General features: G+C 64.2%; 24 protein-coding genes and 1 riboswitch. Of the genes, 11 read left to right on the forward strand and 13 right to left on the reverse strand.

The features are described 5' to 3' along the window. Positions 1-645 (reverse strand): thiamine diphosphokinase, encoded by a 645-nt coding sequence (locus AC04SF_RS20750; RefSeq protein ID WP_488479318.1) that lies wholly within the window; start codon positions 643-645, stop codon positions 1-3. An 88-nt stretch (positions 646-733) separates the two neighbouring features. After that, positions 734-848: riboswitch (TPP riboswitch) on the forward strand. 43 nt (positions 849-891) lie between these two features. On the opposite strand from AC04SF_RS20750, the gene thiB reads away from it, so the two are divergent. The 4 genes from thiB to AC04SF_RS20770 all read left to right on the forward strand — a co-directional run bounded on the left by thiB (position 892) and on the right by AC04SF_RS20770 (position 6021). Continuing rightward, complete coding sequence (gene thiB, locus AC04SF_RS20755) at positions 892-1890, forward strand: thiamine ABC transporter substrate binding subunit (protein WP_488479319.1); 999 nt, start codon at positions 892-894, stop codon at positions 1888-1890. Between the two features lie 8 nt (positions 1891-1898). Next, positions 1899-3524 (forward strand): thiamine/thiamine pyrophosphate ABC transporter permease, encoded by a 1626-nt coding sequence (gene thiP, locus AC04SF_RS20760; protein ID WP_488479459.1) that lies wholly within the window; start codon positions 1899-1901, stop codon positions 3522-3524. Beyond that, entirely contained in the window at positions 3517-4293 is a 777-nt protein-coding gene (gene thiQ, locus AC04SF_RS20765; protein ID WP_488479320.1) for a thiamine ABC transporter ATP-binding protein, read from the forward strand. Before thiP ends, thiQ begins: the two co-directional genes overlap by 8 nt. 258 nt (positions 4294-4551) lie before the next feature. Further along, the gene (locus AC04SF_RS20770) at positions 4552-6021 is read left to right on the forward strand and encodes a M48 family metalloprotease (protein ID WP_488479321.1); all 1470 of its coding nucleotides are present in this window, start codon (positions 4552-4554) and stop codon (positions 6019-6021) included. Positions 6022-6090: 69 nt separating this feature from the next. Here AC04SF_RS20770 and AC04SF_RS20775 read toward each other — a convergent pair whose 3' ends face one another. The 3 genes from AC04SF_RS20775 to AC04SF_RS20785 all read right to left on the reverse strand — a co-directional run bounded on the left by AC04SF_RS20775 (position 6091) and on the right by AC04SF_RS20785 (position 9360). Then, the gene (locus AC04SF_RS20775; RefSeq protein WP_488479322.1) at positions 6091-8058 is read right to left on the reverse strand and encodes a caspase family protein; all 1968 of its coding nucleotides are present in this window, start codon (positions 8056-8058) and stop codon (positions 6091-6093) included. 173 nt (positions 8059-8231) lie between these two features. Then, entirely contained in the window at positions 8232-9095 is an 864-nt protein-coding gene (locus tag AC04SF_RS20780; RefSeq protein ID WP_096451156.1) for an RNA polymerase factor sigma-32, read from the reverse strand. A gap of 16 nt (positions 9096-9111) precedes the next feature. Further along, the gene (locus AC04SF_RS20785) at positions 9112-9360 is read right to left on the reverse strand and encodes a hypothetical protein (protein ID WP_488479323.1); all 249 of its coding nucleotides are present in this window, start codon (positions 9358-9360) and stop codon (positions 9112-9114) included. Between the two features lie 61 nt (positions 9361-9421). Between AC04SF_RS20785 and AC04SF_RS20790 the strand changes: the two genes are divergently transcribed. The 3 genes from AC04SF_RS20790 to AC04SF_RS20800 all read left to right on the forward strand — a co-directional run bounded on the left by AC04SF_RS20790 (position 9422) and on the right by AC04SF_RS20800 (position 11782). Then, entirely contained in the window at positions 9422-10195 is a 774-nt protein-coding gene (locus AC04SF_RS20790) for an amino acid ABC transporter substrate-binding protein (RefSeq protein ID WP_488479324.1), read from the forward strand. A 136-nt stretch (positions 10196-10331) separates the two neighbouring features. After that, on the forward strand, positions 10332-11012 hold the full coding sequence (locus tag AC04SF_RS20795) for an amino acid ABC transporter permease (RefSeq protein ID WP_488479325.1): 681 nt from the start codon (positions 10332-10334) through the stop codon (positions 11010-11012). Continuing rightward, positions 11009-11782 carry an amino acid ABC transporter ATP-binding protein gene (locus tag AC04SF_RS20800; protein ID WP_488479326.1) on the forward strand — a complete coding sequence of 258 codons (774 nt, stop codon included), beginning with the start codon at positions 11009-11011 and terminating at the stop codon, positions 11780-11782. Before AC04SF_RS20795 ends, AC04SF_RS20800 begins: the two co-directional genes overlap by 4 nt. Before the next feature lie 76 nt (positions 11783-11858). On the opposite strand, the gene AC04SF_RS20805 is transcribed toward AC04SF_RS20800, so the two are convergent. The 7 genes from AC04SF_RS20805 to AC04SF_RS20835 all read right to left on the reverse strand — a co-directional run bounded on the left by AC04SF_RS20805 (position 11859) and on the right by AC04SF_RS20835 (position 19947). Continuing rightward, positions 11859-12440 (reverse strand): CarD family transcriptional regulator, encoded by a 582-nt coding sequence (locus AC04SF_RS20805; RefSeq protein WP_010911999.1) that lies wholly within the window; start codon positions 12438-12440, stop codon positions 11859-11861. A gap of 369 nt (positions 12441-12809) precedes the next feature. After that, a complete protein-coding gene (fdxA, locus tag AC04SF_RS20810; protein WP_008873823.1) occupies positions 12810-13148 on the reverse strand; it encodes a ferredoxin FdxA in 339 nt (112 codons plus the stop codon). A gap of 247 nt (positions 13149-13395) precedes the next feature. Continuing rightward, on the reverse strand, positions 13396-13782 hold the full coding sequence (locus AC04SF_RS20815; protein WP_096451148.1) for an RNA-binding S4 domain-containing protein: 387 nt from the start codon (positions 13780-13782) through the stop codon (positions 13396-13398). A 15-nt stretch (positions 13783-13797) separates the two neighbouring features. Continuing rightward, complete coding sequence (locus tag AC04SF_RS20820; protein ID WP_488479327.1) at positions 13798-17241, reverse strand: helicase-related protein; 3444 nt, start codon at positions 17239-17241, stop codon at positions 13798-13800. A gap of 409 nt (positions 17242-17650) precedes the next feature. Further along, on the reverse strand, positions 17651-17779 hold the full coding sequence (locus tag AC04SF_RS20825; RefSeq protein WP_488479328.1) for a hypothetical protein: 129 nt from the start codon (positions 17777-17779) through the stop codon (positions 17651-17653). A gap of 172 nt (positions 17780-17951) precedes the next feature. Beyond that, complete coding sequence (phbB, locus tag AC04SF_RS20830) at positions 17952-18677, reverse strand: acetoacetyl-CoA reductase (protein WP_488479329.1); 726 nt, start codon at positions 18675-18677, stop codon at positions 17952-17954. A 91-nt stretch (positions 18678-18768) separates the two neighbouring features. Next, entirely contained in the window at positions 18769-19947 is a 1179-nt protein-coding gene (locus tag AC04SF_RS20835) for an acetyl-CoA C-acetyltransferase (RefSeq protein ID WP_488479330.1), read from the reverse strand. Here AC04SF_RS20835 and AC04SF_RS20840 point away from each other — a divergent pair. Both AC04SF_RS20840 and phaR read left to right on the forward strand, forming a co-directional pair. Continuing rightward, positions 19934-20161: a hypothetical protein gene (locus AC04SF_RS20840; RefSeq protein WP_202352391.1), complete on the forward strand. Its 228-nt coding sequence runs from the start codon at positions 19934-19936 to the stop codon at positions 20159-20161. The two genes, AC04SF_RS20835 and AC04SF_RS20840, sit on opposite strands and share 14 nt — an antisense overlap. Positions 20162-20242: 81 nt before the next feature. After that, a complete protein-coding gene (phaR, locus tag AC04SF_RS20845) occupies positions 20243-20854 on the forward strand; it encodes a polyhydroxyalkanoate synthesis repressor PhaR (RefSeq protein WP_488479331.1) in 612 nt (203 codons plus the stop codon). Between the two features lie 28 nt (positions 20855-20882). Here phaR and AC04SF_RS20850 read toward each other — a convergent pair whose 3' ends face one another. Then, on the reverse strand, positions 20883-21305 hold the full coding sequence (locus tag AC04SF_RS20850; RefSeq protein ID WP_488479460.1) for a rhodanese-like domain-containing protein: 423 nt from the start codon (positions 21303-21305) through the stop codon (positions 20883-20885). A 108-nt stretch (positions 21306-21413) separates the two neighbouring features. Here AC04SF_RS20850 and ftrA point away from each other — a divergent pair, with 108 nt between their 5' ends. Continuing rightward, entirely contained in the window at positions 21414-22412 is a 999-nt protein-coding gene (ftrA, locus tag AC04SF_RS20855; RefSeq protein ID WP_488479332.1) for a transcriptional regulator FtrA, read from the forward strand. Between the two features lie 15 nt (positions 22413-22427). Here the strand turns inward: ftrA and AC04SF_RS20860 are convergent, their stop codons facing one another. Beyond that, entirely contained in the window at positions 22428-23567 is a 1140-nt protein-coding gene (locus AC04SF_RS20860) for a citrate/2-methylcitrate synthase (RefSeq protein WP_488479333.1), read from the reverse strand. A gap of 93 nt (positions 23568-23660) precedes the next feature. On the opposite strand from AC04SF_RS20860, the gene AC04SF_RS20865 reads away from it, so the two are divergent. Next, entirely contained in the window at positions 23661-24749 is a 1089-nt protein-coding gene (locus AC04SF_RS20865; protein WP_488479334.1) for a citrate synthase/methylcitrate synthase, read from the forward strand. The last annotated feature ends 48 nt before the right edge of the window (positions 24750-24797 follow it).

Genomic DNA, 24797 nt, shown 5'->3' on the forward strand with positions numbered 1-24797 from the left:
TCAGCTTTCAGGTAGTGGATACGGATGCGCGAGCAGCAGTGCGCGGCCGTGGCCGAGCGCGATCTCGAGGCGGCCCCGAACCTCGTTGGAGATGGTCAGTGACGAACCGAAGGCCACCTCGACCTGGTTCAGCGGCCATTTCGCGCCGGTGACGGTCAGGCCGGCAAGCTCGGAAAAACCGAGGATCGAAAACAGCGTGCCGTCGGCATAGTCGAAGCCGGCCGTTCCCAACAGCAGGGGGATACCTTCCTGGGCGCCGCTGGTCAGCAGCACATCCGTTCCGGCCTCGGCCAGCCGCAGGCCGAGCGCCAGATGCAGGAAGGCGTGGTCGGCACGCTTGCCGCCGAACGCACCCGCCAGCACAAGACGAGTCGCGCCGCGCTCGAGGGCTGCGGCGACCGCCAGTTCGCCGTCGGTCTTGTCCTTCTCCGCCGGGAAGGTCCGGCGAGGCACGGCGGCGAGGTCGGCGGGGAGATCGGCCGGAACCGAATCGAAATCGCCCACCCACAGTTCCGGCACAAGGCCGAGCAGCCGCGCATGGCCGATGCCGGCGTCGGCGGCAATGACGCGCGAGCCTTCGACATGGCGGTCGAGCCGGGGCGTGCGGATGAGATCGCCGCCAAGCAGGATGGTGAATGTGCTCATATCTGGTGGCCTGTACCAGCCCGGCAGCGGAAACGGAAGGCCGGCAAACTGCCACTTGCGCGGTTCCTCGGCCGGGCCTATGTGTCGAAACGCTCTAACGGGGTGCCGGACGCGATCTTCGCGGACCGGCTGAGAGGCAATCTCGCCAACCCGCTGAACCTGATCCGGTTTGTACCGGCGGAGGGATTAGACGTTTCGGACAGTCCGACGCCTCAATTCCTTTCAATTCGAACGAAGGAGGCGCCGATGCGCACGCTTTTATACTCTCTTGTTTCCGCCATGGTCGTGGCGCTATCCGGGCCGGCCTTGGCCAAGGACAAGCTCACCGTCTACACCTATGAGAGCTTCACCGCCGACTGGGGTCCCGGCCCCGTGGTGAAGAAGGAATTCGAGGCCGAATGCGGCTGCGATGTCGAGTTCGTCTCGGTCGCCGATGGCGTGGCGCTGCTCAACCGCGTCAAGCTCGAAGGGGCGTCGACCAAGGCCGATATCGTGCTCGGCCTCGACACCAATCTCACCGCCGATGCGAAGGCCAGCGGGTTGTTCGCACCGCATGGTGCGGTCTCCGATGTCAACGTGCCGGGCGGCTGGACCGACGATACGTTTGTGCCCTTCGACTACGGCTATTTCGCTGTCGTCTATGACACGCAGAAGCTGAAGACGCCGCCCAAGAGCCTGAAGGAGCTGGTCGAAGGCAGTGCCGACGACAAGATCGTCATCCAGGATCCGCGCACCTCAACACCCGGCCTCGGCCTGCTGTTGTGGGTGAAGTCGGTGTATGGCGACAAGGCGCCGGAAGCCTGGGCCAAGCTCAAGACAAAGGTGCTCACCGTGACGCCGGGCTGGAGCGAGGCCTATGGCCTGTTCACCAAGGGCGAGGCGCCGATGGTGCTGTCTTACACAACATCGCCGGCCTACCACATGGTCGCGGAGAACACGCAGCGCTACCAGGCGGCTTCCTTCGAGGAAGGCGAGTATCTGCAGATCGAGGTCGCTGGCATCACCACGACCGGCGCCAAGAACCCGTTGGCGGCAAAATTCATCGCCTTCATGACCGGCCCGAAATTCCAGGATGCCATCCCCGAGACCAACTGGATGTTCCCGGCTGGAAAGACCGACAAGCCGCTCAACCCGGCCTTCGACAAGCTGGTCAAGCCGACCAAGACCTTGCTGTTCAGCCCCGAAGAGGTCGCGGCCAACCGCAAGGCCTGGGTCGATGAATGGCTGGCGGTGATGAGCAAATAGGCAACGCGATGGCGCCGGCGCGTCCAACGGATCCCCGCATTACCGCCGGCATCATCGCCCTTGCCGCAATCGCGCTGCTGATCGGCGGCGCGTTTGCCGGGCTACTGGTCGAGGGCGCCCACGACTTCTCGGGCGCCTGGGCAGCCTTCGATTCCTACCTGCTACGGGTCGTGCGCTTCACGCTCTGGCAAGCAATCCTTTCGACTCTGCTTTCTGTCGGGCCGGCCCTGTTTGTAGCACGCGCGCTGTCGCGGCATCCGCGTTTTTTCGGCCGCGCTTTCATCCTGCAGCTCTTCGCCGTGCCGCTGGCGCTGCCGGCGATCGTCGCGGCGCTTGGCATCCTGGCGCTTTACGGCCGCGCCGGCTATTTTGCCGGCCTGTTCAGCGCCGTCGGCGGCCAGGGCTGGCCAGGTATCTATGGCCTGTCCGGCATTCTCGTCGCCCACGTCTTCTTCAACCTGCCGTTGGCGACGCGGCTGTTCCTCGAGGCGCTGCAGACCATTCCTGCCGACCAGTGGCGGTTGGCCAGCCAGCTTGGCATGGGCGCGCGGCCGGCGCTCCGGCTGATCGAGTGGCCGACGCTACGCGCTGCTTTGCCCGGCGTCGCCGGGCTGGTTTTCATGCTCTGCATCACCTCCTTCACCATCGTTTTGACGCTGGGCGGTGGGCCGGCCGCGACGACGCTGGAGGTCGGCATCTATCAGGCGCTGCGCTTCGATTTCGATCCGGCGCGTGCCGTCGCCCTGACAGTGCTGCAGATCGCCTTGACCTTCATCGTGGTGCTGGCGCTGACGCGGCTTGGCGCCAATGTCGTCGGCGATACCAACCTGCCGGTGGCGCCGCGCCGCTATCTCTCCGTCAACGGGACCGAGACCACAGTGAACGCCACGCTGATCGTGCTGGCGCTGCTGTTCGTCGTCGGGCCGATGGCCGCGACCGTAGTTGCGAGCTTGGGCGCCGACCTCGGCCGGCTTGCCGGCGAGGCGACTGTCCGGCAAGCGACGCTGACCAGTGCGGTGCTCGCCTTCCTGTCGGCGCTGCTTTCGGTGATGCTGTCGCTGGCATTGACCATGGCGCGTAGGGCGCTGGCGCTGAGCCGCCGCGCCAGTCCAAGGACATTGCTCGAACATGCAACGGATACCGGCGCCGGCTTTGTCCTGGTCGTGCCGCCGATCGTCATCGGCGCCGGCTGGTTCCTGTTGCTGCGCCACGTCGGCGACGTCTTTGCCATCGCGCCGGTCATGGTCGTTACCGTCAATGCGGTCATGGCGATGCCCTTTGCATTGCGTGCCGTTCGCCCTGCCTATGACGCGGCGAGCGAGCGTCATGAGCGGCTCTGCGCGCAACTCGGGATCTCCGGCTGGGCGAGGCTACGGCTGGTCGACTGGCCATCCCTGCGCCGTCCGCTCGCCACAGCCTTTGCTTTCGCCATGGCGCTGTCGCTTGGCGATCTCGGCGTCATAGCGCTGTTCGGCAGTGATTCCGTGCAGACCTTGCCTTACCTTCTCCTGGCGCGCATGGGCAGCTACCGCACCGAGGACGCCGCCGGCCTGGCGCTGTTGCTTGGCCTGGTCTGCCTCGCATTGGTGCTGGCTGCGGATTGGCTGGGAAGGGAAAAGGTCCGTAATGTCTGACGGGGCGGTGGACAGGAAGGGCGTTTCGGTACGGCTGGATAAGGTCTCGTTCAGCTATGGCGAGGCGCCGCTCGCCTTCGATGTCGCGTTCGCCGCGGCGGAAATCACCGCCATTATGGGGCCGAGCGGTTCGGGAAAGTCGACGTTGCTCAACCTGGTCGCCGGCTTCGAGACGCCGCAGTCCGGCCGAGTGCTGATCGGCGAGGCCGATGTCGGCGCCGCGCCGCCAGCTGCGCGGCCGGTGTCGATGGTGTTCCAGGAAAACAATCTCTTTGCCCATCTTTCAGTCGAGCAGAATGTCGGGCTCGGCCGCTCGCCATCGCTGCGGCTGACCGAAGCCGATCGAAGCGCCATCGCCGAGACGTTGAAGCGCACCGGCCTTGCCGGCAAGGAAAAACGCCTACCGCGCGAACTGTCCGGTGGTGAGCGCCAACGCGTCGCCCTGGCGCGTGTGCTGGTGCGCGATCGCCCGGTGCTTCTGCTCGACGAGCCCTTTGCCTCGCTCGGACCCGCCTTGCGCGACGACATGCTCGATCTGGTTGCCGGCTTGCATGCCGAACGTGGTATGACAGTGCTGTTCGTCACGCATCAACCTCAGGATGCCCACCGAATCGGCCAGAACGTGGTGTTTCTGGACAATGGTGCAGTCGCCGCCACCGGCAGCGCGGACGATTTCTTTGCCGGGGCGGGGCCAGAGGTGTTCCGGCGCTACGTCGGTGAAAGTGCCGGGAATGCGGTATCACGAGATATTGCCCGGAAGCCGACATAATTTACGGTCAAACCGACTACAGGCGATGGGGCGCTTGCTTGCCATGGCAGAAGTAGTGTGGCTAGGTCCGCCCTACTGGTCGGCACAAGCCGTGATTTGCCTACAGCATCCGCCGCACGCCCCGAGGGACGCGCGACGGATGCTGTAGAAGTTTGTTTTTAGCGCATGATGGGTTCCGAGGATCGCCCCCGATTTTCGTGGTCATGCGCCGGGACCTGAAAGGAAGCCGTTCTGGCGATCGGCGTTGACAAGCTACGAATGAACCCCCTGGCGCGCTTTCTGGCGCTGGCCGGCTTTGCCGTGGCCTTGGCAAGCTGCCAGATGTTCACGCCTCCGGAAGTCCAGGAGTCCGGCTTCCAGCCGTCCGACAGGCCGATCACGGTCGACAATGTCGGCGCCAACAACAAGCTTGCCGAACTCGCCAAGGCGCAGCATCCGCGCATCCTGGCGACCTATGGCGGCGAGTATTCCGATCCCAAGCTCGAGCGCATGGTTGCCAAGGTGGTCGGCAATCTGACCGTGGTGTCAGCGAACCCGACCCAGACCTATCGCATCACCATTCTCAATTCGCCGAACGTCAACGCTTTCGCACTGCCGGGCGGCTATCTCTACATCACGCGCGGCCTGCTGGCGCTCGCCAATGATTCGTCGGAACTCGCCGCCGTCATCGCGCATGAGATGGGCCACGTCACCGCCAATCACGGCCTGCAGCGTCAGCAACTGGAGGCCGAGGAAGGCCTGGCGACCAAGGTGGTCTCGGATGTGCTCGGCGACAGCCCGACCGCCAAGGCGGCATTGATCCGCGGCAAGCTCAGGCTGGCGCAGTTCTCGCGCAACCAGGAGCTGGAGGCGGATGCCATCGGCATCAAGTCGATCGGCGAAGCCGGCTACGATCCCTATGCCGCTGGCCGCTTCCTGCAATCGATGTCGGCCTATACCGACTTCCGCTCGATCAGCGGTGCCACCGATGCCAGCCTCGACTTCCTGGCGACGCACCCCAACACGCCACAGCGTATCGACCTGGCGCAGCGTCACGCCCGCCAGTTCGGCATGCCCGGGGTCGGCACGCGCGACCGCGATTCTTTCCTCGCCGGCATAGACGGCCTGCTCTATGGCGATACGCCGGAAGAAGGCTATGTGCGCGGCGAGACCTTCCTGCATCCGGGCCTCGGCGTCTCCTTCACGGTGCCGGACGGTTTCATCATCGACAATTCGGCGGCGGCGGTGACGGCGACGGGGCCGGGCGACATTGCGATCCGCTTCGACGGCGTCTCGATCGACAAGAACCGCGCCTTGACCGACTACATCAGAAGCGGCTGGGTGGCCGGTCTCGACGACAGCACCGTCAAGCAGGAAACCATCAACGGCAACGAGGCCGCGACCGCGCATGCCGGCGCGGAAGGCTGGCAGTTCGATATCGCGGTGATCCGCGCCGGCGGTCAGGTCTACCGGCTGCTGACCGCGGCGCCGTCGGCCAGCTCCTCGCTGGAGACGGTGGCGCGCTCGGTCAGCGGGTCGTTTCGTATCCTCAGTCCTGCGGAAAAGGCGGCCTTGAAGCCGCTGCATATCCGTGTGCTCACCGTGCAGCCGGGCCAGACCATGGGCTCACTCGCCGCGCAGATGGTCGGCGTCGACCGCAAGCTCGACCTGTTCCGGGTGCTCAATGCGCTGTCGCCAGGGGCTGCGGTTTCGGCAGGCGACAAGGTCAAGATCGTCACCGACAAGTAAGTCGGCGTCGGCGTTCAGGCCGCTGCGGAATAGTCAGTTTCGACACTGCTTGTGCGGCGATGGCGTGGCTCATCCGGCAGTATTGCCACCGCCGGTATTGCCACCGCCGGTGTTGTGGTCGTGGTCGCCGCTATTGCCGCCACGCCAGGGCGCTGATCCGGTTTCGCCTGGCACTATCGGAGCCTTTGGTTTGCCGATCTTCGGCGGCGGCGCTTTTGGCACAGGTGTACGGATCACCTTTATCTTAGTGATGATTTTCGTCACCACCTTGGGCGTGCACGCCGCGACCGTCAGCGTGCTTGGCCCGGGCGAAAGACCGAGAACGCCCATCGAATAGGCCTCTTGCCGCTCGATGCCGGCCTTGAGGAAAGCCAAGGCACGGGCCGGATCGGCGGGCACGCCATTGCGGCCTTCCTTGAAGATCATCGCAAGATCATTCATGGCGCCGATATGCCCCATCGCTGCTGCCGTGAGCATGAGGTCAAGCCCTTTGCCGGTATCGCGCTGGACGCCGACGCCATTGAACAGGGCGCGGCCCCACGCGCTCATGGCGTAGGGGTCGCCCCTGTCGGACGCTTGCGAATAGAGACCATTCGCTTGCGTGGCATCCACGGGCATCCCTATTCCCGAGGAGGCGAGGTAGCCGAGCTCGTAGACGGCGCGGACGTGTCCCTTGTCGGACGCTTCCTGGATGGCCTTCCTGGCCTCGTCGATGTTGCCGGCGGCCAGCAGCGCCCGCCCGAGTTCGTAACGGAAGCGGGCGACATCGGGATAGGCTTTCACCGCCGCCTCGCAAGCCACGACCGCGCCGCCTGCAATCTCGTTCGGTAACCGGCCGGGGCCGACGCCTTGCAGGTCGAGCGGCTCGCCGGCGGCCTGGTCGCAGGGGTCGACGCTCGGCGACAGCTTCGTCGTCGCCTGTTTGGACGCGTCGCCGGCGCGGATCTGAAAGCCAATCTCGACGGGAGCCGCCGAGCCGATCTGCGGCTCGTAGCGCAATTGGCCGACTTCAGCGGCCATCAGGCTCGACTGTGGCGACAGGACGCGATCCGGCAGGGACAGCGTTCCAACTGCCGGATAGCCGGCGAGTTTGAGGCTGGTCGAAACATCCTTGGCCGGAAAATCCAGCTTCAGCGCAACCGGTCCGACGCCGACCGGGACGCTGATGTCGCGATTCTCGATAGCTTCGGCGGCCGCGGCGGCCTGGATACCGCGCTCCGCCACTTGCTGGCTTTGCTGGGCGTCGGGCGCCGGCGGCGCCGGTTGCTCCGCCTTGCGCATCAGCACGACATCGTCGATCAGCGAGGAATTCTCCCACGGAACCTGCCTGCCATTGGTCGCCTTGACCACGTCGCGGCGCACGGCCGCCATGACGGCGCGGATTTCCTGGTTCGGCGCCAGCGCGCGGCGGGAAAAGGCCGATGAGAAGGGGCTAAGATCGCCGGACCCGTCATAAGCGACAGCGCCGGGCTCGGTGGCAAAGGCAATCAGCGCATTCTGCGAGCCGGTTACCTGCGCGAGCCCGGTGCCGCCGGAGACGATCAACTGGTCGCGCAGCCAGTAGTCCTTGCGCGGGAACGGATCGTTGCGGCAGGCATCGAGGATGATCATCTGGATCTTCGACTTCGTGCGCAATTGCTGCAGCACGTCGTCAAGCCTGATTGTCTGGACCTCCATGTCGGCCGCATCCTTCAGCGACGCATCGACCGGGATCAGGAAATTCTCGCCGCCGATCTGAAAGCCGTGGCCGGAATAATAGACGACGGCGAGATCGGCACCGTCGGCGGCGGCCAGATAGTTGCGGAACTTCTCTTCGAATTGGAGCTTGGTCACGTCCTTGGCGACGAACACGTCGAAGCCGGCCTGCCGGAACGTGTTCGAAACGTCCTCGGCGTCCTTGTCCGGATTCTTGAGCGCCGGGATTTGCTGGTACTGCGAATTGCCGATCACCAGCGCAATCCTTCGATCGGCGCGAGCGTCGAGCGTCGAGAGGCTCATGATAATCAAGGCCGCAAGGAACGAGTAGCGTTTCAGCATGGCAAAACCCACCTTTGTTATGGTCTGGTAGCCCAAAGAGGCTTTTTGCCATGCCTGGATCTTTTAGAGAAATCACAATCCGCAAGCTTAAAAAGAATAGAATCCCCCGCTACAGCGACATATTTTATTTAAGATAAATCTTATATTTTAAATCTCGAATCGTTCTATTGCCGTCAGGCGGCCGTCGCCAGAAATTCCGGGTTCTGTTTCACCAGCGCCAGCTTCAGCTTTTCCATGGCGCGCGCCTCGATCTGGCGGACGCGTTCCTTGGAAATGCCCAGCGTTTCGCCGAGGGCTTCGAGCGTGGCGCCTTCGTCGGTCAGCCGGCGTTCCTCGATGATGCGAAGCTCCCGGGCGTTGAGGGCAGCGAGAGCCGCTTTCAGCCAGAGGGAACGACGCGCGACATCGATCTTGTCGCCGACGATCTCGTCGGGCAGGGGGTCGTCCGAAACCAGGAAATCCATCCGCTCGGTGGCGCCCGCATCATCGGCAAGCGGCGCGTTCAGGGAGGAGTCGGGCGCGGACAGCCGTGAATCCATCATCGCCACATCAGCCTCGGAGACACCAAGCGCAACCGACACCTCGTGGTAGAGCGCTGTGTTGGAGAGCGGCTCCGCGCCATTCGCCAGCCGGGCGCGCAGGCGTCGCAGATTGAAGAACAGGGCTTTCTGCGCCGAACTCGTTCCGCCGCGCACGATCGACCAGTTGCGCAGGATGTAGTCCTGCATAGAGGCGCGGATCCACCATGTCGCATAGGTCGAAAACCGCACTTCGCGCTCGGGCTCGAAGCGGGCGGCGGCCTCCAGCAGGCCGACATGGCCTTCCTGGATCAGGTCGCCAAGCGGCAAGCCGTAATGACGGAATTTCGAGGCCATGGAAATGACCAGCCGCATATGGGCGACGGTGATGCAGTGCAACGCGTTCTGGTCGTTGTCTTCCTTCCAGAGCAAGGCCAGCCGATGTTCCTCATCGCGTTCGAGGTAGGGAGCCTTCATTGCCGCGCGGACCATGATCCGTCCTGCCGTGTCTTCCATCATGAGGCGCTCCCCTGGCTCAGGCGATATAGCCGACGTTACGAACTGGCAGGGCACCGGTTGAAATTGCGGCGTCGCGCCCTAGAACAGCCAAAACTGCCATGCGCGAGAAAGGTTCCGCTGGCGCGGGCAGGCGAGCGATGCCGTCCGGGCGATTTCGATGCGGTTGCCGGGAGTCCTCAAACGCTGCGAAAAATCGCTTTTGGAGAATTTGGTTTCTGGACTTCTTTGTTTTTGAAATCTGGTTCCTTATTCTTTCGACCGGCATCTGTCATTTTCCAGTCCTCACAACAAGCCTGACATCAGGCCAAGGACGGGATCACAAAAAAATGAAATGGCTCAAGTCGCTTATCGTCGCCGGAACGCTGCAGGCCCTGGCGGTCACCGCTGGCCACGCTGGCGCCAATCTCGACCAGATCAAGCAGGCCGGGACCCTCAAGGTCGGCACCGAGGGCACCTACGCACCCTTCACCTATCATGACGCTTCCGGCGCCCTGGTCGGCTTCGACGTCGAAATCGCCAAGGCAATCGGCGACAAGCTCGGCGTCAAGGTCGAGTTCCTCGAAGGCAAGTGGGACGGTCTGATCGCCGGCCTCGACGTCAGCCGTTATGACGCTGTCATCAACGAAGTTGGCATCACCGACGCCCGCAAGGCCAAGTATGCTTTCTCTGATCCCTACATCGCCTCCAAGGCGGTGCTGATCGTGCGCGGCGACAACACCGACATCAAGACTTTCGCCGATCTCAAGGGCAAGAAGGCAGCGCAGTCGCTGACCTCCAACTTCGGCAAGCTGGCCGAGACGAACGGCGCGGAACTCGTCGGCACCGACGGCTTCGATCAGTCGATCCAGCTGCTGCTCACCGGCCGCGCCGACGCCACGATCAATGACAGCCTGTCGTTCCTCGACTTCAAGAAGCACAAGCCCGACGCCAATGTGAAGATCGCCGCGCAAGAGGAAAACGCCGACTATTCCGGCGTTATCGTGCGCAAGGGCGATCCCGAGCTGGTCGCGGCCATCAACAAGGCACTGGCCGATATCAAGGCCGACGGCACCTACAAGAAGATCGCCGATACCTATTTCGGCCAGGACGTTTCGAAGTAACTTTTCGAGTGGGCCGGCCACGGTCCCGCAAACACTCAGCGGCGAGCGTCTTTTGACGGCTCGCCGCTTTTGTCGTGGTATGGCGCCCGCGTTCGCGTTTCAATGATGCCGTCTCGACCATCCTGGAGGGTCTTTCGTGTCGCACTGGCTGCAACTGATGCTGGAGTCGCTGCCTTCGCTGCTCTGGGCCGCGCTGATCTTCACCGTGCCGTTGACGCTGTTGTCGTTCGTTTTCGGGCTGACCGTCGGACTGGGCGCAGCGCTCGGCCGGCTGTTCGGGCCGAAGCCGCTTGTCGCGGTCGTGCGCTTCTATGTCTGGATCTTCCGCGGCACGCCGCTTTTGGTGCAGCTGTTCCTGATCTTTTACGGCCTGCCGTCGGTCGGCATTCTGCTCGACGCCTTCACGGCGGCGTTGATCGGCTTCACGCTCAACATCGGCGCCTACACGTCGGAGATCATCCGCGCGGCCATCGGCTCGGTGCCGAAGGGCCAGTGGGAAGCGGCCTATTCGATCGGCATGACCTGGAGCCAGGCGATGAGGCGTACCATCCTGCCGCAAGCCGGACGCGTCGCGGTGCCGCCGCTCTCCAACACCTTCATTTCGCTGGTCAAGGACACATCGCTGGCCGCCGCCATCACCGTGCCGGAAATGTTCCAGGCGGCGCAGCGTATCGTCGCCACCTCCTATGAGCCGCTGATCCTCTATGTCGAGGCGGCGATCCTCTATCTGGCGATGAGCTCGGTGCTGTCGGCCTTGCAGACGCGGCTGGAGGACAGGCTCAACCGCTATGGCGGCTTCCTGGAGGCACGCGCATGATTGGGCTCACCGATATCGAGAAGCGCTTCGGCGACAATCTGGTGCTGAAGGGCGTGACCGTCGCCATCGCCGAAGGCAGCGTCACCGCGCTGGTTGGCCCCTCCGGTGGCGGCAAAAGCACGCTGTTGCGCTGCATCAACCTCTTGGAAATCCCGACCTCGGGCACGGTGCGGATCGGCGACGAGACGCTTGAGTTTCGTCCGGGCGTCAAGGTGCCGGCCTCCGACATCAGGCGGCTGCGCCTGCAGACTGGCATGGTGTTCCAGAACTTCCAGTTGTTCCCGCACCGCACCGCGATCGAGAATGTCATGGAAGGGCTGGTGACGGTGCTGAAATGGCCGACGGAGAAGGCGCGCGAGCGGGCGCTCGCTCTGCTGGAAAAGGTCGGGATGGCGCACAAGGCCGATGCCTGGCCGGCCACACTATCGGGCGGCCAGCAGCAGCGCGTGGCGATCGCCCGCGCCTTGGCGCCGTCGCCAAAGGTGCTGCTCTGCGATGAGCCGACTTCGGCGCTCGACCCGGAACTGGCGCAAGAGGTGGTCGACGTGCTCGGCAAGCTTGCCAGCGAAGGCACGACCATGGTGATGGCGACGCATGATTTGCGGCTTGCCTCCAAGATCGCGCAGGAAGCGGTGTTCCTCGATGCCGGCGTCATCGTCGAGAAGGGGTCATCCGCCGTGCTGTTCGGCAATCCGGAGCGTGAACGGACGAAGCGGTTCATCGCGACGCTGAAGCAGGAGGCGGAGAAGGAGGGTGGCGGCCAGGCGTAGGCGGCCCTTACCTTGTCTGAGACACAAAAAACCCGGCGCGAGGCCGGGTTTTTCGTGAACTTATAGGCTCAAAAGATCAGGCAGCTTCTTCCTGCTCGGCTTCCTCATTGTCGGCCTTGGCGCCGCGCTTAGGGCCCTTGTTGAGGTTGACCTCGATCAGGCGCACGGCTTCGGTTTCCGACATGCGGTTGACGGCCGCGATCTCGCGGGCCATGCGGTCGAGTGCCGCCTCGTAAAGCTGACGCTCGGAATAGGACTGCTCCGGCTGGTTGTCGGCGCGATAGAGGTCGCGCACGACTTCCGAGATCGAGATCAGGTCGCCGGAATTGATCTTGGCATCATATTCCTGGGCACGGCGCGACCACATGGTGCGCTTGACACGGGCGCGGCCCTGCACGACCTTCAGCGCACGCTCGACATAGTCCTCTTCCGACAGCTTGCGCATGCCGATGGAGGTCGCCTTGGCGACCGGCACCTTCAGGCGCATCTTGTCCTTCTGGAAGTCGATGACGAACAGTTCCAGCTTATGGCCGGCCACTTCCTGCTCGTCGATCGACACGATCTGGCCGACGCCATGCGCCGGGTAGACAATGTATTCGCCGGTCTTGAAACCATGACGCGCACCAGTGGACTTCTTCTGTGGGGTGATCGTTGCCATTACGCCCTGAACTCCTTGTTGTGGGCCGGCGGCGGTGCCGGCTGAACTCGTGCGACCGGGGAAACCGATCGTTAGCCGCACAACAGATGAACCCACCGGAAAGGCCGGGACCGGCAAACCGCACGAACTGCGACCGCCTGGCCCAGATCGCTCTGGTCCGGAATGGGATTTTCACCTTTCAGTGATTTGGGGCGTCTGCGCCATAAATCGACGTTGTGTCACCGGCATGTTTGGCTGATGTAACACAAAAAGTCGGAAGAATCAAGGTTTTGCTGCATAAGCGAAGGCCACAACCAATCGCCGCCTGTCAAGGCGGTTAATCCAGTGTGCCCGTTACGCTGCGTCATACAAGCCTTTACGGCTGTATTGTCAATCGCCTTCGCCGGGCTCGGCCGAGAAGTATTTCTCGAACTTGCCGGCCTCGCCGTCGAACGTCTTGGCGTCGGCCGGCGGTTCCTTCTTGGCGGTGATGTTGGGCCATTTCTCGGCATATTCGGTGTTGATCTGCAGCCATTTGTCGAGACCGGGCTCGGTGTCGGGCTTGATCGCGTCGGCGGGGCATTCGGGCTCGCAGACGCCGCAGTCGATGCACTCGTCGGGATGGATGACGAGCATGTTTTCGCCTTCGTAGAAACAGTCGACCGGACAGACCTCGATGCAGTCCATGTATTTGCACTTGATGCAATTGTCGGTCACGACATAGGTCATCGGTCGGCTCCGGGATGTCCCAGCTTAATGGGCCAGTTTTCTTGGGCTTTTTCCGTGAGGTAACGCCTTTGCCCATCGCTTGCAAGGGTGGCGATGCCCGTCGGCTTCGGCGTTTCAGGAATGGCATTCCAGGCCGCAGGCGCGACAAGGGCGTGCGATGTCGCGTGGAGCGGCTTGTTTGCCGGGTTCCGTTCCGTCGCGCGTCCGCCGTTGGCCTGAGATCGGCTCACTTTAGAGCCGGCAGGTCTCACTCTTCGCCAAGCAAACGGTCGGTCTGCCGGCGCTCTCTTTTGGTCGGGCGGCCGCTGCCGGCCTCGCGCAGCGCCGGGATGGCATCGGGAAGCACCTCGCCCTTCGGCGTCGGCGGGGGCGACATGTCCTCATAGAGGGTGCGGGCTTCCTCAGCCGGGCCGCGCCTGACCCCGGCGCCGAGCACCTTCCAGACGAAAATGCGGCGGTCGAGCGTGATGGTCAGCACGTCGCCCGGCTTGACCAGATCGGAGGCCTGCGCTGCTTTGTCGCGATTGATGCGCACCCGCCCGGCGACAACCAGCTTCGCCGCCAGCGAGCGCGATTTCACCGCGCGCGAGAAGAACAGCCATTTGTCGATGCGCTGGCGGCCTTCAGCAACCATCGAACCACACCGAGCCTACTTCTTCAGCTGGTCGCGCAAGGCGGCAAGCTTGGCGAAGGGCGAATCCGGGTCGAAGCGCACTGGACGTTCCTCGCGCGGCTTTGATTGGAAGGCCGGCTTTGCGCCGCCCTTGCCGCGATCGGGACCACCCTTGCCCTCGGGCCGGCCACCCTTCCAGTCGGGACGGCCTTCGCGGCGCTCGGGACGTTCGCCTTGCGGGCGGCCGTCGCGGCGCTGTTCGCCTTCACCTTGCGGCTTGGGCTTGAACTTCGAACGATCGAAGCGCGGCTTGCCGGCGCCATCGCGTCGTCCCTCGGGACGTTCTCCGGGAGCAGCCGTGGCCTGTGCGCCGGCGGCATCGGTGGGGGCATTGTTTCGGCCGCGCGCTTGTCCGTTGCGCTGGCGGTTGTTGCGACCTTCGTGATGACGGGGGCGCTGTTCGAAACGACCCTGGCGCCACAGCAGGATCGGTTTGGGCGCTTCGGCCACTTCACCCTCCCCCTCGTGGGGAGGGTCGGCGCGCAGCGCCGGGGTGGGGGGAGCGGCGGTACCGTCAGCACTGCCTGAATCGTTGGCGCCATCACCCCCACCCGCGTCGCTTCGCGCCGCGACCTCCCCCATCGAGGGGGAGGTTAGGGCGTCGGCGCCCTCAGCGACACTGACGTCAGCAATGGCTTCCGCCTCTGGCTCGGCAGCAGCCACTTCGGCAACAGCGGCCTCTGTAGCGGGCTCTTCCACGGCTTCGGCCGGAGTTTCCGGTTGCTCCTCCGCGACGGGCTCCGCCGCCACTTCCGCGATGGCTTCGGCCGGCGCTTCGATGGCGGTCTCGGCAACAGCCGGCTCCGAACCCTCGACCGCCGCTTCGGCGGCTGCATCCGTTGCCGCGGCTTCCGCCGCCTTGGCCTGCTCGGCGCGTGCGGCTTCTTCCGCCGCAAGCTTTGCTGCAGCGGCTTCGCGTGCGGCAGTGTCCTGCGCCTCGAGCCGAGCCTTGACTTCGGTCGCCGGCTTCGGCTCGGCGCGGTAGCCGAGACCTTTCAGGATCTCTTCCATGTCGTCGGCGGTGGCGCCGAGGATCGACATCATCGGCGGCGTCACCATGAAGGAGTGGCCATCATAGGCGCCGTCCGGACGCTGGCCGAGGCCGGGCTTCCAGTTGGTCGCCGGACGGATGAGGTCCGCCAGCCGTTCCAATATGTCGATGCGCACGGCGCGGCGGCCGAGATTGCGGTAGCCGGCAAGCTTGTAGAAGGCCTTGTCGAAGGCCGGATCGATCACTACCGAGGTGCGGCCCGACGCCAGCGCGTGGACCACGTCGCCGAAACCAGGCTTGTCCTTGCCGTCGTTCTTCAGCGCCCACAGCAAGGTCACCAGCCCGGCAGGCGCCGGCTTGATCAGCGCCGGCACGAAGACATGGTAGGCGCCGAAGCGCACGCCGAGCCGGCGCAGTGCCGCGCGGCCTTCCTGGTCGAGCGACTTCATCTCCTCGGCGATGTCGCGGCGGTTGATGAGGCCGAAATTCTCGACCAGCTGGAAGGCTATGCCTCGACCGATACCGGAAATCTGGTCGGCGTTCTTCAGGTCGACCAGCGGCTTCAGCAGCGACTCGATCTGGAAATTGACGAACCGTTCGGCACGCGCGGCGACCTTGTCGCGCGCCGGGCCGGTCAGTTGTTCGTCGGCCAGCAACACCAGGCGCGGCTTCAGCGCGTCTTCGCCGGAGACCAGCGTGCCGATCGGCGCACCGATCCAGCGCAGCGTGCCGTCCGAGCCGAGCGCCAGGTCGCCGTTGGCGCAGGCGCCAAAACGTTCGGCACGCGCCTCGAATTCGGCGGCCAGCGCCTTTTGCGCGGCCGTTCGCACGGCCTTGGCGTCTTCGCCGCCGGCGGTCTGGTCGGCGGTGAAGCGGAACCCTTGCAACTCGCCGACATGATGGCCTTCGACAAGGACGGTTCCGGTAGGACTAATTTCGGCTTCAGGCATGGTATTTTCTCTAAGGCGCCGCATGAGGACGGAAGTCCTGCGGTCTACGAAGCGTTTCGTCAACCGCTCATGCAGCGCATCCGACAATCTGTCTTCGATTTCGCGCGTCTTTTCCTGCCAGTGTGCCTGATCGGCCAGCCAGCCGGGCCGGTTCGACACGAATGTCCAGGTGCGGATCTGGGCGATGCGGTGCGACAGCGTGTCGATGTCGCCCTCGGTGGTGTCGGCGCGGCGCACCTGCTCGGCCATGTAGTTTTCGTCGACATGGCCGTGGCGGGCAAGATCCATGTAGATCGAGGCGATGAGGTCGGCATGCTGGGCCGGCGCGATCTTCCTGTAGTCAGGCAGAGCACAGGCTTCCCAAAGCAGCGCCACGCGCTTGGCATCGGTGGCGAGAGCGCGGATGTCGCCGTCGCGGGAGAGATATTCGAGCGCCTGTGCGTCGACCGCCGGCAGCGCGCGCGTCAGGCCCTCGACCGGTGCGTTGGTCTCGATCGAGCGCTTCAGCGCATCGAGGCTGGCGAAGTCGAAATGCGCGGTGCGCCACTGCAGCACCTTCACCGGATCGAAATCATGGCTCTCGATCTTCTTGACCAGGTCTTCGTCGAGCGGGTCGACCTGACCGGTGACGCCGAAGGTGCCGTCGCGCAGATGCCGGCCAGCGCGGCCGGCGATCTGGCCAAGCTCGGCCGCCGTCAGATTGCGATACTGGTAGCCGTCGAATTTGCGGTTCTGGGCGAAGGCGACATGGTCGAGATCGAGGTTGAGGCCCATGCCGATGGCGTCGGTGGCGACGAGATAGTCGACATCGCCCGACTGGAACAGCGCCACCTGGGCGTTGCGGGTGCGCGGCGAGAGCGCCCCGAGCACGACGGCGGCGCCGCCCTGCTGGCGGCGGATCAGCTCGGCGATGGCATATACCTCGTCGGCGGAGAAGGCGACGATCGCGGTGCGCCGCGGCAGGCGGGTTAGTTTCTTCGAACCGGCATAGGCCAGGTGCGACAGCCGCGGCCGCGTCACCACCGAGACGCCCTTCAGCAGGCGCTGCAGGATGCCGTGCATGGTGGCTGCACCCAGCAGCAGCGTTTCCTGGCGGCCGCGCAGATGCAGGATGCGGTCGGTGAAGATGTGGCCGCGCTCGAGGTCGCCGGCGAGCTGCACCTCGTCGATGGCGACGAAGGCCGCGTCGGTCTCGCGCGGCATGGCTTCGACGGTGCAGACCGAATATTTGGCGCCTGGCGGCTGGATCTTCTCTTCGCCGGTGATCAGCGCCACCTTGTGGGCACCGACCTTTTCGCAGACGCGGGTGTAGACCTCCCGGGCCAGCAACCGGAGCGGCAGGCCGATGATGCCGGTCTCATGCGCCACCATGCGCTCGATGGCGAGATGGGTCTTGCCGGTGTTGGTCGGCCCAAGCACGGCGGTCACGTCGCGGCCCGACAGGATCAGCGGCTCGGTGTGTTTGGGCTGGATGTTCATCGGCTCGGAAATATGGGCTTTCAGGCCTCTGGTTGTCGGGAGCGTGCCTCAACTGGCGCGTATGACAGGCGACACATAGGGATTTCGGGCGCGAAGCGAAAGCGGAATGTTCCACCGGCGGCTCGAAGGGCAACTCTGTCTGGCGCTAAATTGGCTGCTGCTTAACTGATGGAACGAGTCTGGAACGAATCAGCGACGAATCGGCGACTCGCTCAGATTCAGCTTTTGTTCACGGCTACATATGGATTTTGTGACCATGAGTCTCACCACATGCTGAATCGTCGAACTGGCCCGTTTTATGCTGGGCGATCTCTGCCCTTAACCTTTGCCGGGCAACGAGGGCAGCGACCCGGCGTCCGCCGCTCAAGATTATGAAATTGTTAATCTTTCTGAACTGAGCGTTAAGCAGCTACAGCGGATTCCGGGCCATTAACGTTAACTTCTGCTCAAAGCCGGAACGAATCGGCGACAAAGCAGCGCCGAAGCTATTTTCCCGTTTTGTTCCCTCAATATCTTGTGTTGTGAACAGCTTATCCACCGACAATCCACAGGCTTGGCCACAGGGTTCGCACAGACGCCGCTGTCGCCATTAACCTTTGCGTGCCGGATTGGGTCATCGCGCCGCGGTGAGGCGTTTTGGCTCCTGGGCGTCAATTGGAAACGGACCGGTTTCCCGGTCCGTTCGTCACGGGTTGAAGCCGCTGGACGTCTCAGGCGAAGTACTGGCCGCCATTGGCCGTGATGGTCGAGCCGGTGATGAAGCCGGCATCTTCGGAAGCGAGGAAGACGACGCAACGCGCGATCTCTTCCGGCTCGCCGAGGCGGCCGACCGGGATCTGCGGGATGATCCGTTCGTTGAGCACCTTCTCGTCGATCGCCTTGACCATCTCCGTGGCGATGTAGCCGGGGCAGATAACGTTGACGGTGATGCCCGCGCGAGCACCCTCTTGCGCAAGCGCCTTCGAGAAGCCGATATCGCCGGCCTTGGCGGCGGAATAATTGACCTGGCCGGCCTGGCCCTTCTGGCCGTTGATCGAGGAGATGGTAACGACGCGGCCGAACTTGCGCTCGCGCATGCCGTTCCACAGCGGATGCGTCATGTTGAAAACGCCGGACAGATTGGTGTCGATGACCTCTTTCCACTGGTCGCGGGTGATCTTGTGGAACATGGCATCGCGGGTGATGCCGGCATTGTTGACCAGCACAGAGACCGGGCCGAGGTCGGCCTCGACCTGTTTGATGCCGGCAGCGCAAGCGTCATAGTCGGCGACCGACCATTTGTAGACCGGAATGCCGGTTTCGGCCTTGAACTTCGCCGCCGCCTCGTCGTTGCCGGCATAGTTGGCGGCAACCGAGTAGCCGGCGTTCTTCAAAGCTATCGAGATCGCCGCGCCGATGCCGCGCGATCCACCCGTGACGATTGCAACCTTGGTCATGCATTTCCCCTTTTTGAAATCGCCCTGTTGTCGGGCTTAGCAGGCACTGGATAGGAAACGGGCGGCTCGCGCCGCCCATCTTCAGTTTTTGTCAGAGCGCTTCCACGCAGAGCGCGACGCCCATCCCGCCGCCGATGCAGAGCGTGGCAAGGCCCTTCTTGGCGCCACGCCGGCGCATCTCGTAGACCAGCGTGTTGAAGATGCGGGCGCCCGAGGCGCCGATCGGGTGGCCGATGGCGATGGCGCCGCCATTGACGTTGACGATCGAAGGATCCCAGCCCATGTCCTTGTTGACGGCGCAGGCTTGGGCGGCAAAGGCTTCGTTGGCTTCGACAAGGTCGAGATCGCCGACCGACCAGCCGGCCTTTTCCAAAGCCTTGCGCGAGGCCGGAATGGGTCCGGTGCCCATGATCGCTGGATCGACGCCGGCGGTTGCCCAGGACGCGATGCGCGCCAGCGGGGTGATGCCGCGCCTTGCGGCTTCGGCTTCGCTCATCAGCAGCGCGCCGGCAGCACCATCATTGATGCCGGAAGCGTTGGCGGCGGTCACCGTGCCATCCTTGTCGAAGGCCGGCTTCAGCTTGGTCATGGCGTCCAGTGTGGCGCCATGACGGATGTATTCGTCCTGGTCGACGACCGTGTCGCCCTTCCTGCCCTTGATGGTGAAGGCGACGATCTCGTCCTTGAACTTGCCTGCCTTCTGCGCGGCCTCGGCCTTGTTTTGCGAGGCCAGCGCGAACTGGTCCTGGTCGTCGCGGGTGATCTGGAACTGGCGGGCGACGTTCTCGGCGGTGTTGCCCATGTGGTAGCCGTTGAAGGCATCCCACAGCCCGTCCTTGATCATGGTGTCGATCATCTTGTAGTCGCCCATCTTGACGCCGGCGCGCAGATGCTCGGCGTGCGGCGACAGCGACATCGATTCCTGGCCGCCGGCGATGATCACCTTGGCGTCGCCAGTGGCGATCTGCTGCATGCCGAGCGCAATGGCGCGCAGGCCCGAGCCGCAAACCTGGTTGAGACCCCAAGCGGTGGTTTCCTTGGGCAGGCCGGCAATGATCGAGGCTTGGCGGGCCGGGTTCTGCCCTTGAGCCGCGGTCAGCACCTGGCCGAGGATGACCTCGTCGACCTCGGCGGCCTCGACACCGGCGCGCGACAAAAGCTCCCTGATGACGACGGCGCCGAGTTCATGAGCCGGGGTGGCGGCAAAAGCGCCGTTGAAGGAGCCGACGGCCGTGCGCGCGGCGCTGGCAATGACGATGGAATCGGACATTTTCTTCTCCAGACTTCAAGGTGTTGTTCTGTCGTTGAGGACTTTTCTTGCCCTTTCCCAACCCCAAGTCAAACCGGAAATCGGCATGGCGCCCATGCGCGCCAAGCAGGTCACGCGTCGCCGTGCCGGCAGGCTGGCCGCTGCTGCGCAGCATATTTTGCCTGCTATGCAGCATTATGTGATCCCGCACTGCACAAACTGCTTGGAATTATGAGGCTTTTGCGCATATCCTCGAAAAGGGCGCAATCGTTACCGGCTGCTTACTCAGGCGCGCCGGTGTCCGGGGAGGATGCAGATGGCCGCAAAAGACGATCCGATCATTATCAAGAAATACGCCAATCGCCGCCTCTATAATACGGGGACGAGCACCTATGTGACGCTCGAGGATCTGGCCGAGATGGTCAAGAAAGGCGAGGAGTTCACCGTCCAGGACGCCAAGACCGGTGACGACATCACGCATCCGGTGCTGACCCAGATCATTTTCGAATTGGAGAACAAGGATGGGCAGAACATGCTGCCGATCCCGTTCCTGCGCCAGCTGATCGCCTTCTACGGCGACCAGATGCAGATGATCGTGCCGAGCTTCCTCGAACAGTCGATGATCGCTTTCTCCAAGGAGCAGGAGCGGTTTCGCGAGCAGATGAAGGGCGCAATCGGCAAGTCGCCGCTGGACGTCATGAAAATTGCGACGCCGATCAAGGCGCTGGAAGAACAGACACGCCGCAACATGGAAATGTTCCAGAACGCGATGCGGCTGTTCACGCCTTTCCCCCCCACAGGCTCGGCGCCGGCCGCGGCTCCCGCCGAACCGGCCAGGAAGGATGCGCCGCCGGAGAAGTCCGACGATCTGCAGCAGTTGAAGGACCAGATCGCGGCGATGCAGCGCAAGCTCGACACGATGTCGTGAGCCGGTAAGGCACGGCTACGCGTTCGGATCACGCCCGCAGAGCACCAGGCTCCTTGCCTGAGGCGAAAGGCAGCTCTTCGTCCTGCCAGCCTGTTATGCCGCCGATCATGATCTTGACCGGCAGGCCGAGGCTGGCCAGCTTGAACGCCGCCCGGTCCGCGCCATTGCAATGCGGGCCGGCGCAATAGACCACGAACAGCGTGCCTGCCGGCCATTCTGCCATCCGCTCGGCCGATATCTCACGGTGCGGCAGATGCAGCGCGCCGGGTACATGGCGGCGCTCATAGGCATCAGGCGAACCGACCACATGCAGAAGCACAAAGTCCGGCTCGCCGGCGCGCAGGGTCGCGGCGACGTCGGAACAGTCGGTCTCGACGGAAAGCCGGTGCAGGAAATGGTCCCGGGCGATTTCCGATGCTGCCGCCGGAATGTCTGTCACATAGCTCATTATGGGTCTCCATCTCTGATGGGGCTGGTCTCCATCACTTTTGATGGAGCTGAGGTAGCGCACCGAGCCAGGCGATTGCAGCTGGCAGCTTTGCCATATATCGTCAAGATCATGCCAAATATGCCGCCTGCCAAACCGCTCCCTCCCAATCGGCTTGTCGTTGCTGTCGCCTATGACGGGCTGTGTACGTTCGAGTTCGGCGTGGCGGCCGAGATGTTCGCCTTGCCCAGGCCGGAGATGGGTGCGGATTGGTACCGTTTCGCAGTCGCCGGCATCGACGCCGGCGAAATGCGCGCAATGGGCGGTGTACGCATCGTCGCCGACGGCGGACCTGACCTGATCGGCGAGTCCGGCACGGTGATCGTGCCGGGATGGCGCGGTGTGGAGTGTCCAGTGCCGCCCTTGCTGATCGAAGCGCTTCGCAAGGCCAATGAGCGGGGCGCGCGCATCCTGTCCATCTGCTCGGGCGTCTTCGTGCTTGCCGCGGCCGGGCTGCTGTCAGGCAAGAAGGCAACCACGCATTGGCGCTACAGCGAGCGGCTGAGGGAGATGTACCCGGACATCACCGTGGTTCCTGACGTCTTGTACATCGATGAGGGAAATGTGCTGACATCGGCCGGCAGCGCGGCCGGCATCGATCTGTGCCTGCACTTGGTCCGGCGCGACTTCGGCACCAAGGCGGCCAACATGGTGGCACGCCGCCTGGTCGTGCCGCCGCATCGGGATGGCGGCCAGGCGCAGTATGTCGAGAGTTCCGTTCCGGAGCCGCACGAACGCAGCCGGCTCGGGCCGCTGATCGACAGAATGCGCGCTGACATCGCCGCCGACTATTCTGTTGCCACTTTGGCCGGCCTGGCTGGAATGAGCGAGCGAACATTTCTGCGCCGCTTCGCCGCCGCGACCGGTGTCACGCCGGCCCGCTGGCTGCTTTCGGAGCGGCTTTCGCGGGCGCGCATGCTGCTGGAAGACACGAGCCTGCCGATCGAGCGCATTGCCGAGACGGCCGGCTTTGGCGCGACGGCGACGTTGCGGCATCACTTCCGCCGGCAATTCGCCACCACGCCCGCCGCCTATCGGGCGCGGTTCGGGACCAATGCCAACTCCGCCTGACGACTTCGCACGCCGTCAGGGCAATAGTCCCTCATAGCGGCCGCGTGGCCGGATGATGCTGCCGCTGACGATCTGTTCGACCATGTGCGCGGCCCAGCCGACGCTGCGTCCCAGCGCGAACAGATGGAACGGCGCATCGCGCGGCAAGCCGAGACTGCGTGTCAGCGCAGCCAGGGCGAAGTCGATATTCGGCCGCGTGCCGGTCATGGCAATTGCGGCCTTTTCCAACTGCTGCAGTGTCTCGTCGACGGGGATAGCGGCCAAAAGTGCGGTGGCACGGGGATCCCCGTCGGGATAGAGCGGATGGCCGAATGCCGGCAATGGCCGGTCGTGGCCGAGCCAGCGCCGGATCGCTGCATCGGCGCCGTGTCTTGCGGCATCCTCGGCGAGCTGCATCACAGCCTCGCCGGCGCCGCCATGGCGCGGGCCGGACAGCGTTGCCAGGCCCGCCAGCAGGCATGCGGCAGGCGAGGCTCCGGTCGAGGCCGCAACGCGGGCAGCGAAGGTCGATGCGTTGAGTTCATGATCGGCAAGCAGGACAAGGGCGCACCGTATGGCTTCCGCGCCGGCATCATCCACCGACCAGCCTCGCGCCAGCCGCAGATGGACGGGCTCTTTGCCGGCTGCGGCGCCCAGCGACTGAGCCAGCGCTCCCACCGTTTGCGCGGCCTCGGTGCACAGCGAGGCGGCGCTGCGTCCAAGAGAAGGCCTCCCCTGACTGGCAAGCAAGGCAAGCTGTGCAAAGGCCGAGGCGCGGCCGACTGGATGAGGTGTCTGCGACGACGGCGCCTTGAAAGCCACCGGTTCAGCCAGGCTCCACAGCACAGTGGCGGTTTCCTCCAGAGTCGCCGATTTGGAGAGCGAAACGGCGTCCTGCCCTCGGTAGATGAGGCGACCGTGCCAGACTGTGGAAATCGCCGTTGCGATCGACGGCTCGCCCCAGGCAATGGCACTTTCGGCGATGGCCGAGGGGCTGCGTCCGCGCGCCCGGCGTGTTGCCAGCGCCGCGATGTCGTCGGCGCGATACTGGCTGCGGCGCGGGTCGGCCTCATCCGGACGCATGCCGATGCGGCCGCGGCTGACATAGGCATAGAGCGTCTGTGGCCGCACCTTGAGCCTCTCCAGCGCTTCTTCCCGTGACAACCATTCAGACATCTTTGGCTCTGATATTGATTCTATTGATCAAGATTGATGCTTGTGTTGCCCAGCCTTATCTCCGATCCGGAAAAGCTTCAAGGAGACAAGGCTATGGCGAATGGGCTCGATGATGTGGTGGCGGCGGAAACCGTGCTGTCCGACGTGGATGGTCTGGGCGGCCGCCTGACGATCCGCGGTCATTCGTTGCCGGAACTGGCCGGCCGATGGACCTATCCGCAGGTTGTTCGCCTGTTGCTGGATGGCTTCTTCGAGGATCTGCCTGGCGATGCCGAACTGGCGGTGAGACTGGGCGAGGCGCGTGTCGAGGTGTTCGACCGGCTCCAACCTTCGCTGTCCTTGCTGGCGCCGCTTGAAATCTACAGCGCCATGCGCGCCGGTATGGCGCTGCTGCCGGATGGCGAGACGCTGACGGACGCTTTGCGGCTGATCGCGGCGCCGGCGGTGCTGACGCCGGCGCTGCTGCGCCTGCAGCGCAGCGAGCAGCCGATCGCGCCGGACGGCAAGGCCGGTCATGCCGCCGACATGTTGCGGATGCTGAGGGGTTCCGTCCCGTCGCCGGCATTGGCAAAAGCACTCGACACCTATCTGGTGACGGTCTGCGACCACGGCCTCAACGCCTCGACATTCGCCACGCGCGTCGTCGCTTCGACATTGGCCGGCCTGACCTCGTCGGTGCTGGCCGGACTCGGCGCGCTCAAGGGGCCGCTGCATGGCGGCGCACCCGGCCCGGTGATCGAGATGCTTGACGCGATCAAGGCGCATGGCGATGCGGCCGGCTGGCTGCGCAACGAGATCGCGCAGGGCAGGCGGATCATGGGGTTCGGCCATCGCATCTACCGTGTGCGCGATCCGCGCGCCGATGTGCTGAAGGCGGTGGTGCGACAGCTGGGCGGCGAGGGCGAGACCGGCCGCCGGCTGGCCTTCGCCGAAAAGGTCGAGCAGACGGCGCTCGAGGTGCTGCGGATCGCCAAGCCGCAGCGCGCGCTGCAGACCAATGTCGAATTCTACACCGCGCTGGTGCTGGAAGCGGCGGGTTTTCCGCCACAGGCTTTCAGCAATGTCTTCGCCGCCGGGCGCGTTTCCGGCTGGATTGCCCATGCGCGCGAGCAGCAGACGACGGGGCGGCTGATCCGGCCGCAATCGCACTATGTTGGTCCGGTGCCGGACCTGGTTGCCTGAAGTTCATTTCTGTTTCTAAAGATCTGAGGCCTCTCCGCATTGGGTGGA

Source organism: Mesorhizobium sp. CNPSo 4671 (assembly GCF_057784245.1).

What these genes read in the sequence shown, in the direction of transcription:
- AC04SF_RS20835 (WP_488479330.1), bottom strand. Translation starts at nt 19,947, where the DNA reads ATGTCCGATTCCATCGTCATTGCCAGCGCCGCGCGCACGGCCGTCGGC.
- AC04SF_RS20820 (WP_488479327.1), bottom strand. Translation starts at nt 17,241, where the DNA reads ATGAACATCCAGCCCAAACACACCGAGCCGCTGATCCTGTCGGGCCGC.
- thiB (WP_488479319.1), top strand. Translation starts at nt 892, where the DNA reads ATGCGCACGCTTTTATACTCTCTTGTTTCCGCCATGGTCGTGGCGCTA.
- AC04SF_RS20840 (WP_202352391.1), top strand. Translation starts at nt 19,934, where the DNA reads ATGGAATCGGACATTTTCTTCTCCAGACTTCAAGGTGTTGTTCTGTCG.
- AC04SF_RS20785 (WP_488479323.1), bottom strand. Translation starts at nt 9,360, where the DNA reads ATGCCGGTCGAAAGAATAAGGAACCAGATTTCAAAAACAAAGAAGTCC.
- thiQ (WP_488479320.1), top strand. Translation starts at nt 3,517, where the DNA reads ATGTCTGACGGGGCGGTGGACAGGAAGGGCGTTTCGGTACGGCTGGAT.
- AC04SF_RS20860 (WP_488479333.1), bottom strand. Translation starts at nt 23,567, where the DNA reads ATGTCTGAATGGTTGTCACGGGAAGAAGCGCTGGAGAGGCTCAAGGTG.
- AC04SF_RS20770 (WP_488479321.1), top strand. Translation starts at nt 4,552, where the DNA reads ATGAACCCCCTGGCGCGCTTTCTGGCGCTGGCCGGCTTTGCCGTGGCC.
- ftrA (WP_488479332.1), top strand. Translation starts at nt 21,414, where the DNA reads ATGCCAAATATGCCGCCTGCCAAACCGCTCCCTCCCAATCGGCTTGTC.
- fdxA (WP_008873823.1), bottom strand. Translation starts at nt 13,148, where the DNA reads ATGACCTATGTCGTGACCGACAATTGCATCAAGTGCAAATACATGGAC.
- AC04SF_RS20805 (WP_010911999.1), bottom strand. Translation starts at nt 12,440, where the DNA reads ATGGCAACGATCACCCCACAGAAGAAGTCCACTGGTGCGCGTCATGGT.
- thiP (WP_488479459.1), top strand. Translation starts at nt 1,899, where the DNA reads ATGGCGCCGGCGCGTCCAACGGATCCCCGCATTACCGCCGGCATCATC.
- AC04SF_RS20865 (WP_488479334.1), top strand. Translation starts at nt 23,661, where the DNA reads ATGGCGAATGGGCTCGATGATGTGGTGGCGGCGGAAACCGTGCTGTCC.
- AC04SF_RS20775 (WP_488479322.1), bottom strand. Translation starts at nt 8,058, where the DNA reads ATGCTGAAACGCTACTCGTTCCTTGCGGCCTTGATTATCATGAGCCTC.
- AC04SF_RS20780 (WP_096451156.1), bottom strand. Translation starts at nt 9,095, where the DNA reads ATGATGGAAGACACGGCAGGACGGATCATGGTCCGCGCGGCAATGAAG.
- phaR (WP_488479331.1), top strand. Translation starts at nt 20,243, where the DNA reads ATGGCCGCAAAAGACGATCCGATCATTATCAAGAAATACGCCAATCGC.
- AC04SF_RS20750 (WP_488479318.1), bottom strand. Translation starts at nt 645, where the DNA reads ATGAGCACATTCACCATCCTGCTTGGCGGCGATCTCATCCGCACGCCC.
- phbB (WP_488479329.1), bottom strand. Translation starts at nt 18,677, where the DNA reads ATGACCAAGGTTGCAATCGTCACGGGTGGATCGCGCGGCATCGGCGCG.
- AC04SF_RS20815 (WP_096451148.1), bottom strand. Translation starts at nt 13,782, where the DNA reads ATGGTTGCTGAAGGCCGCCAGCGCATCGACAAATGGCTGTTCTTCTCG.
- AC04SF_RS20790 (WP_488479324.1), top strand. Translation starts at nt 9,422, where the DNA reads ATGAAATGGCTCAAGTCGCTTATCGTCGCCGGAACGCTGCAGGCCCTG.
- AC04SF_RS20800 (WP_488479326.1), top strand. Translation starts at nt 11,009, where the DNA reads ATGATTGGGCTCACCGATATCGAGAAGCGCTTCGGCGACAATCTGGTG.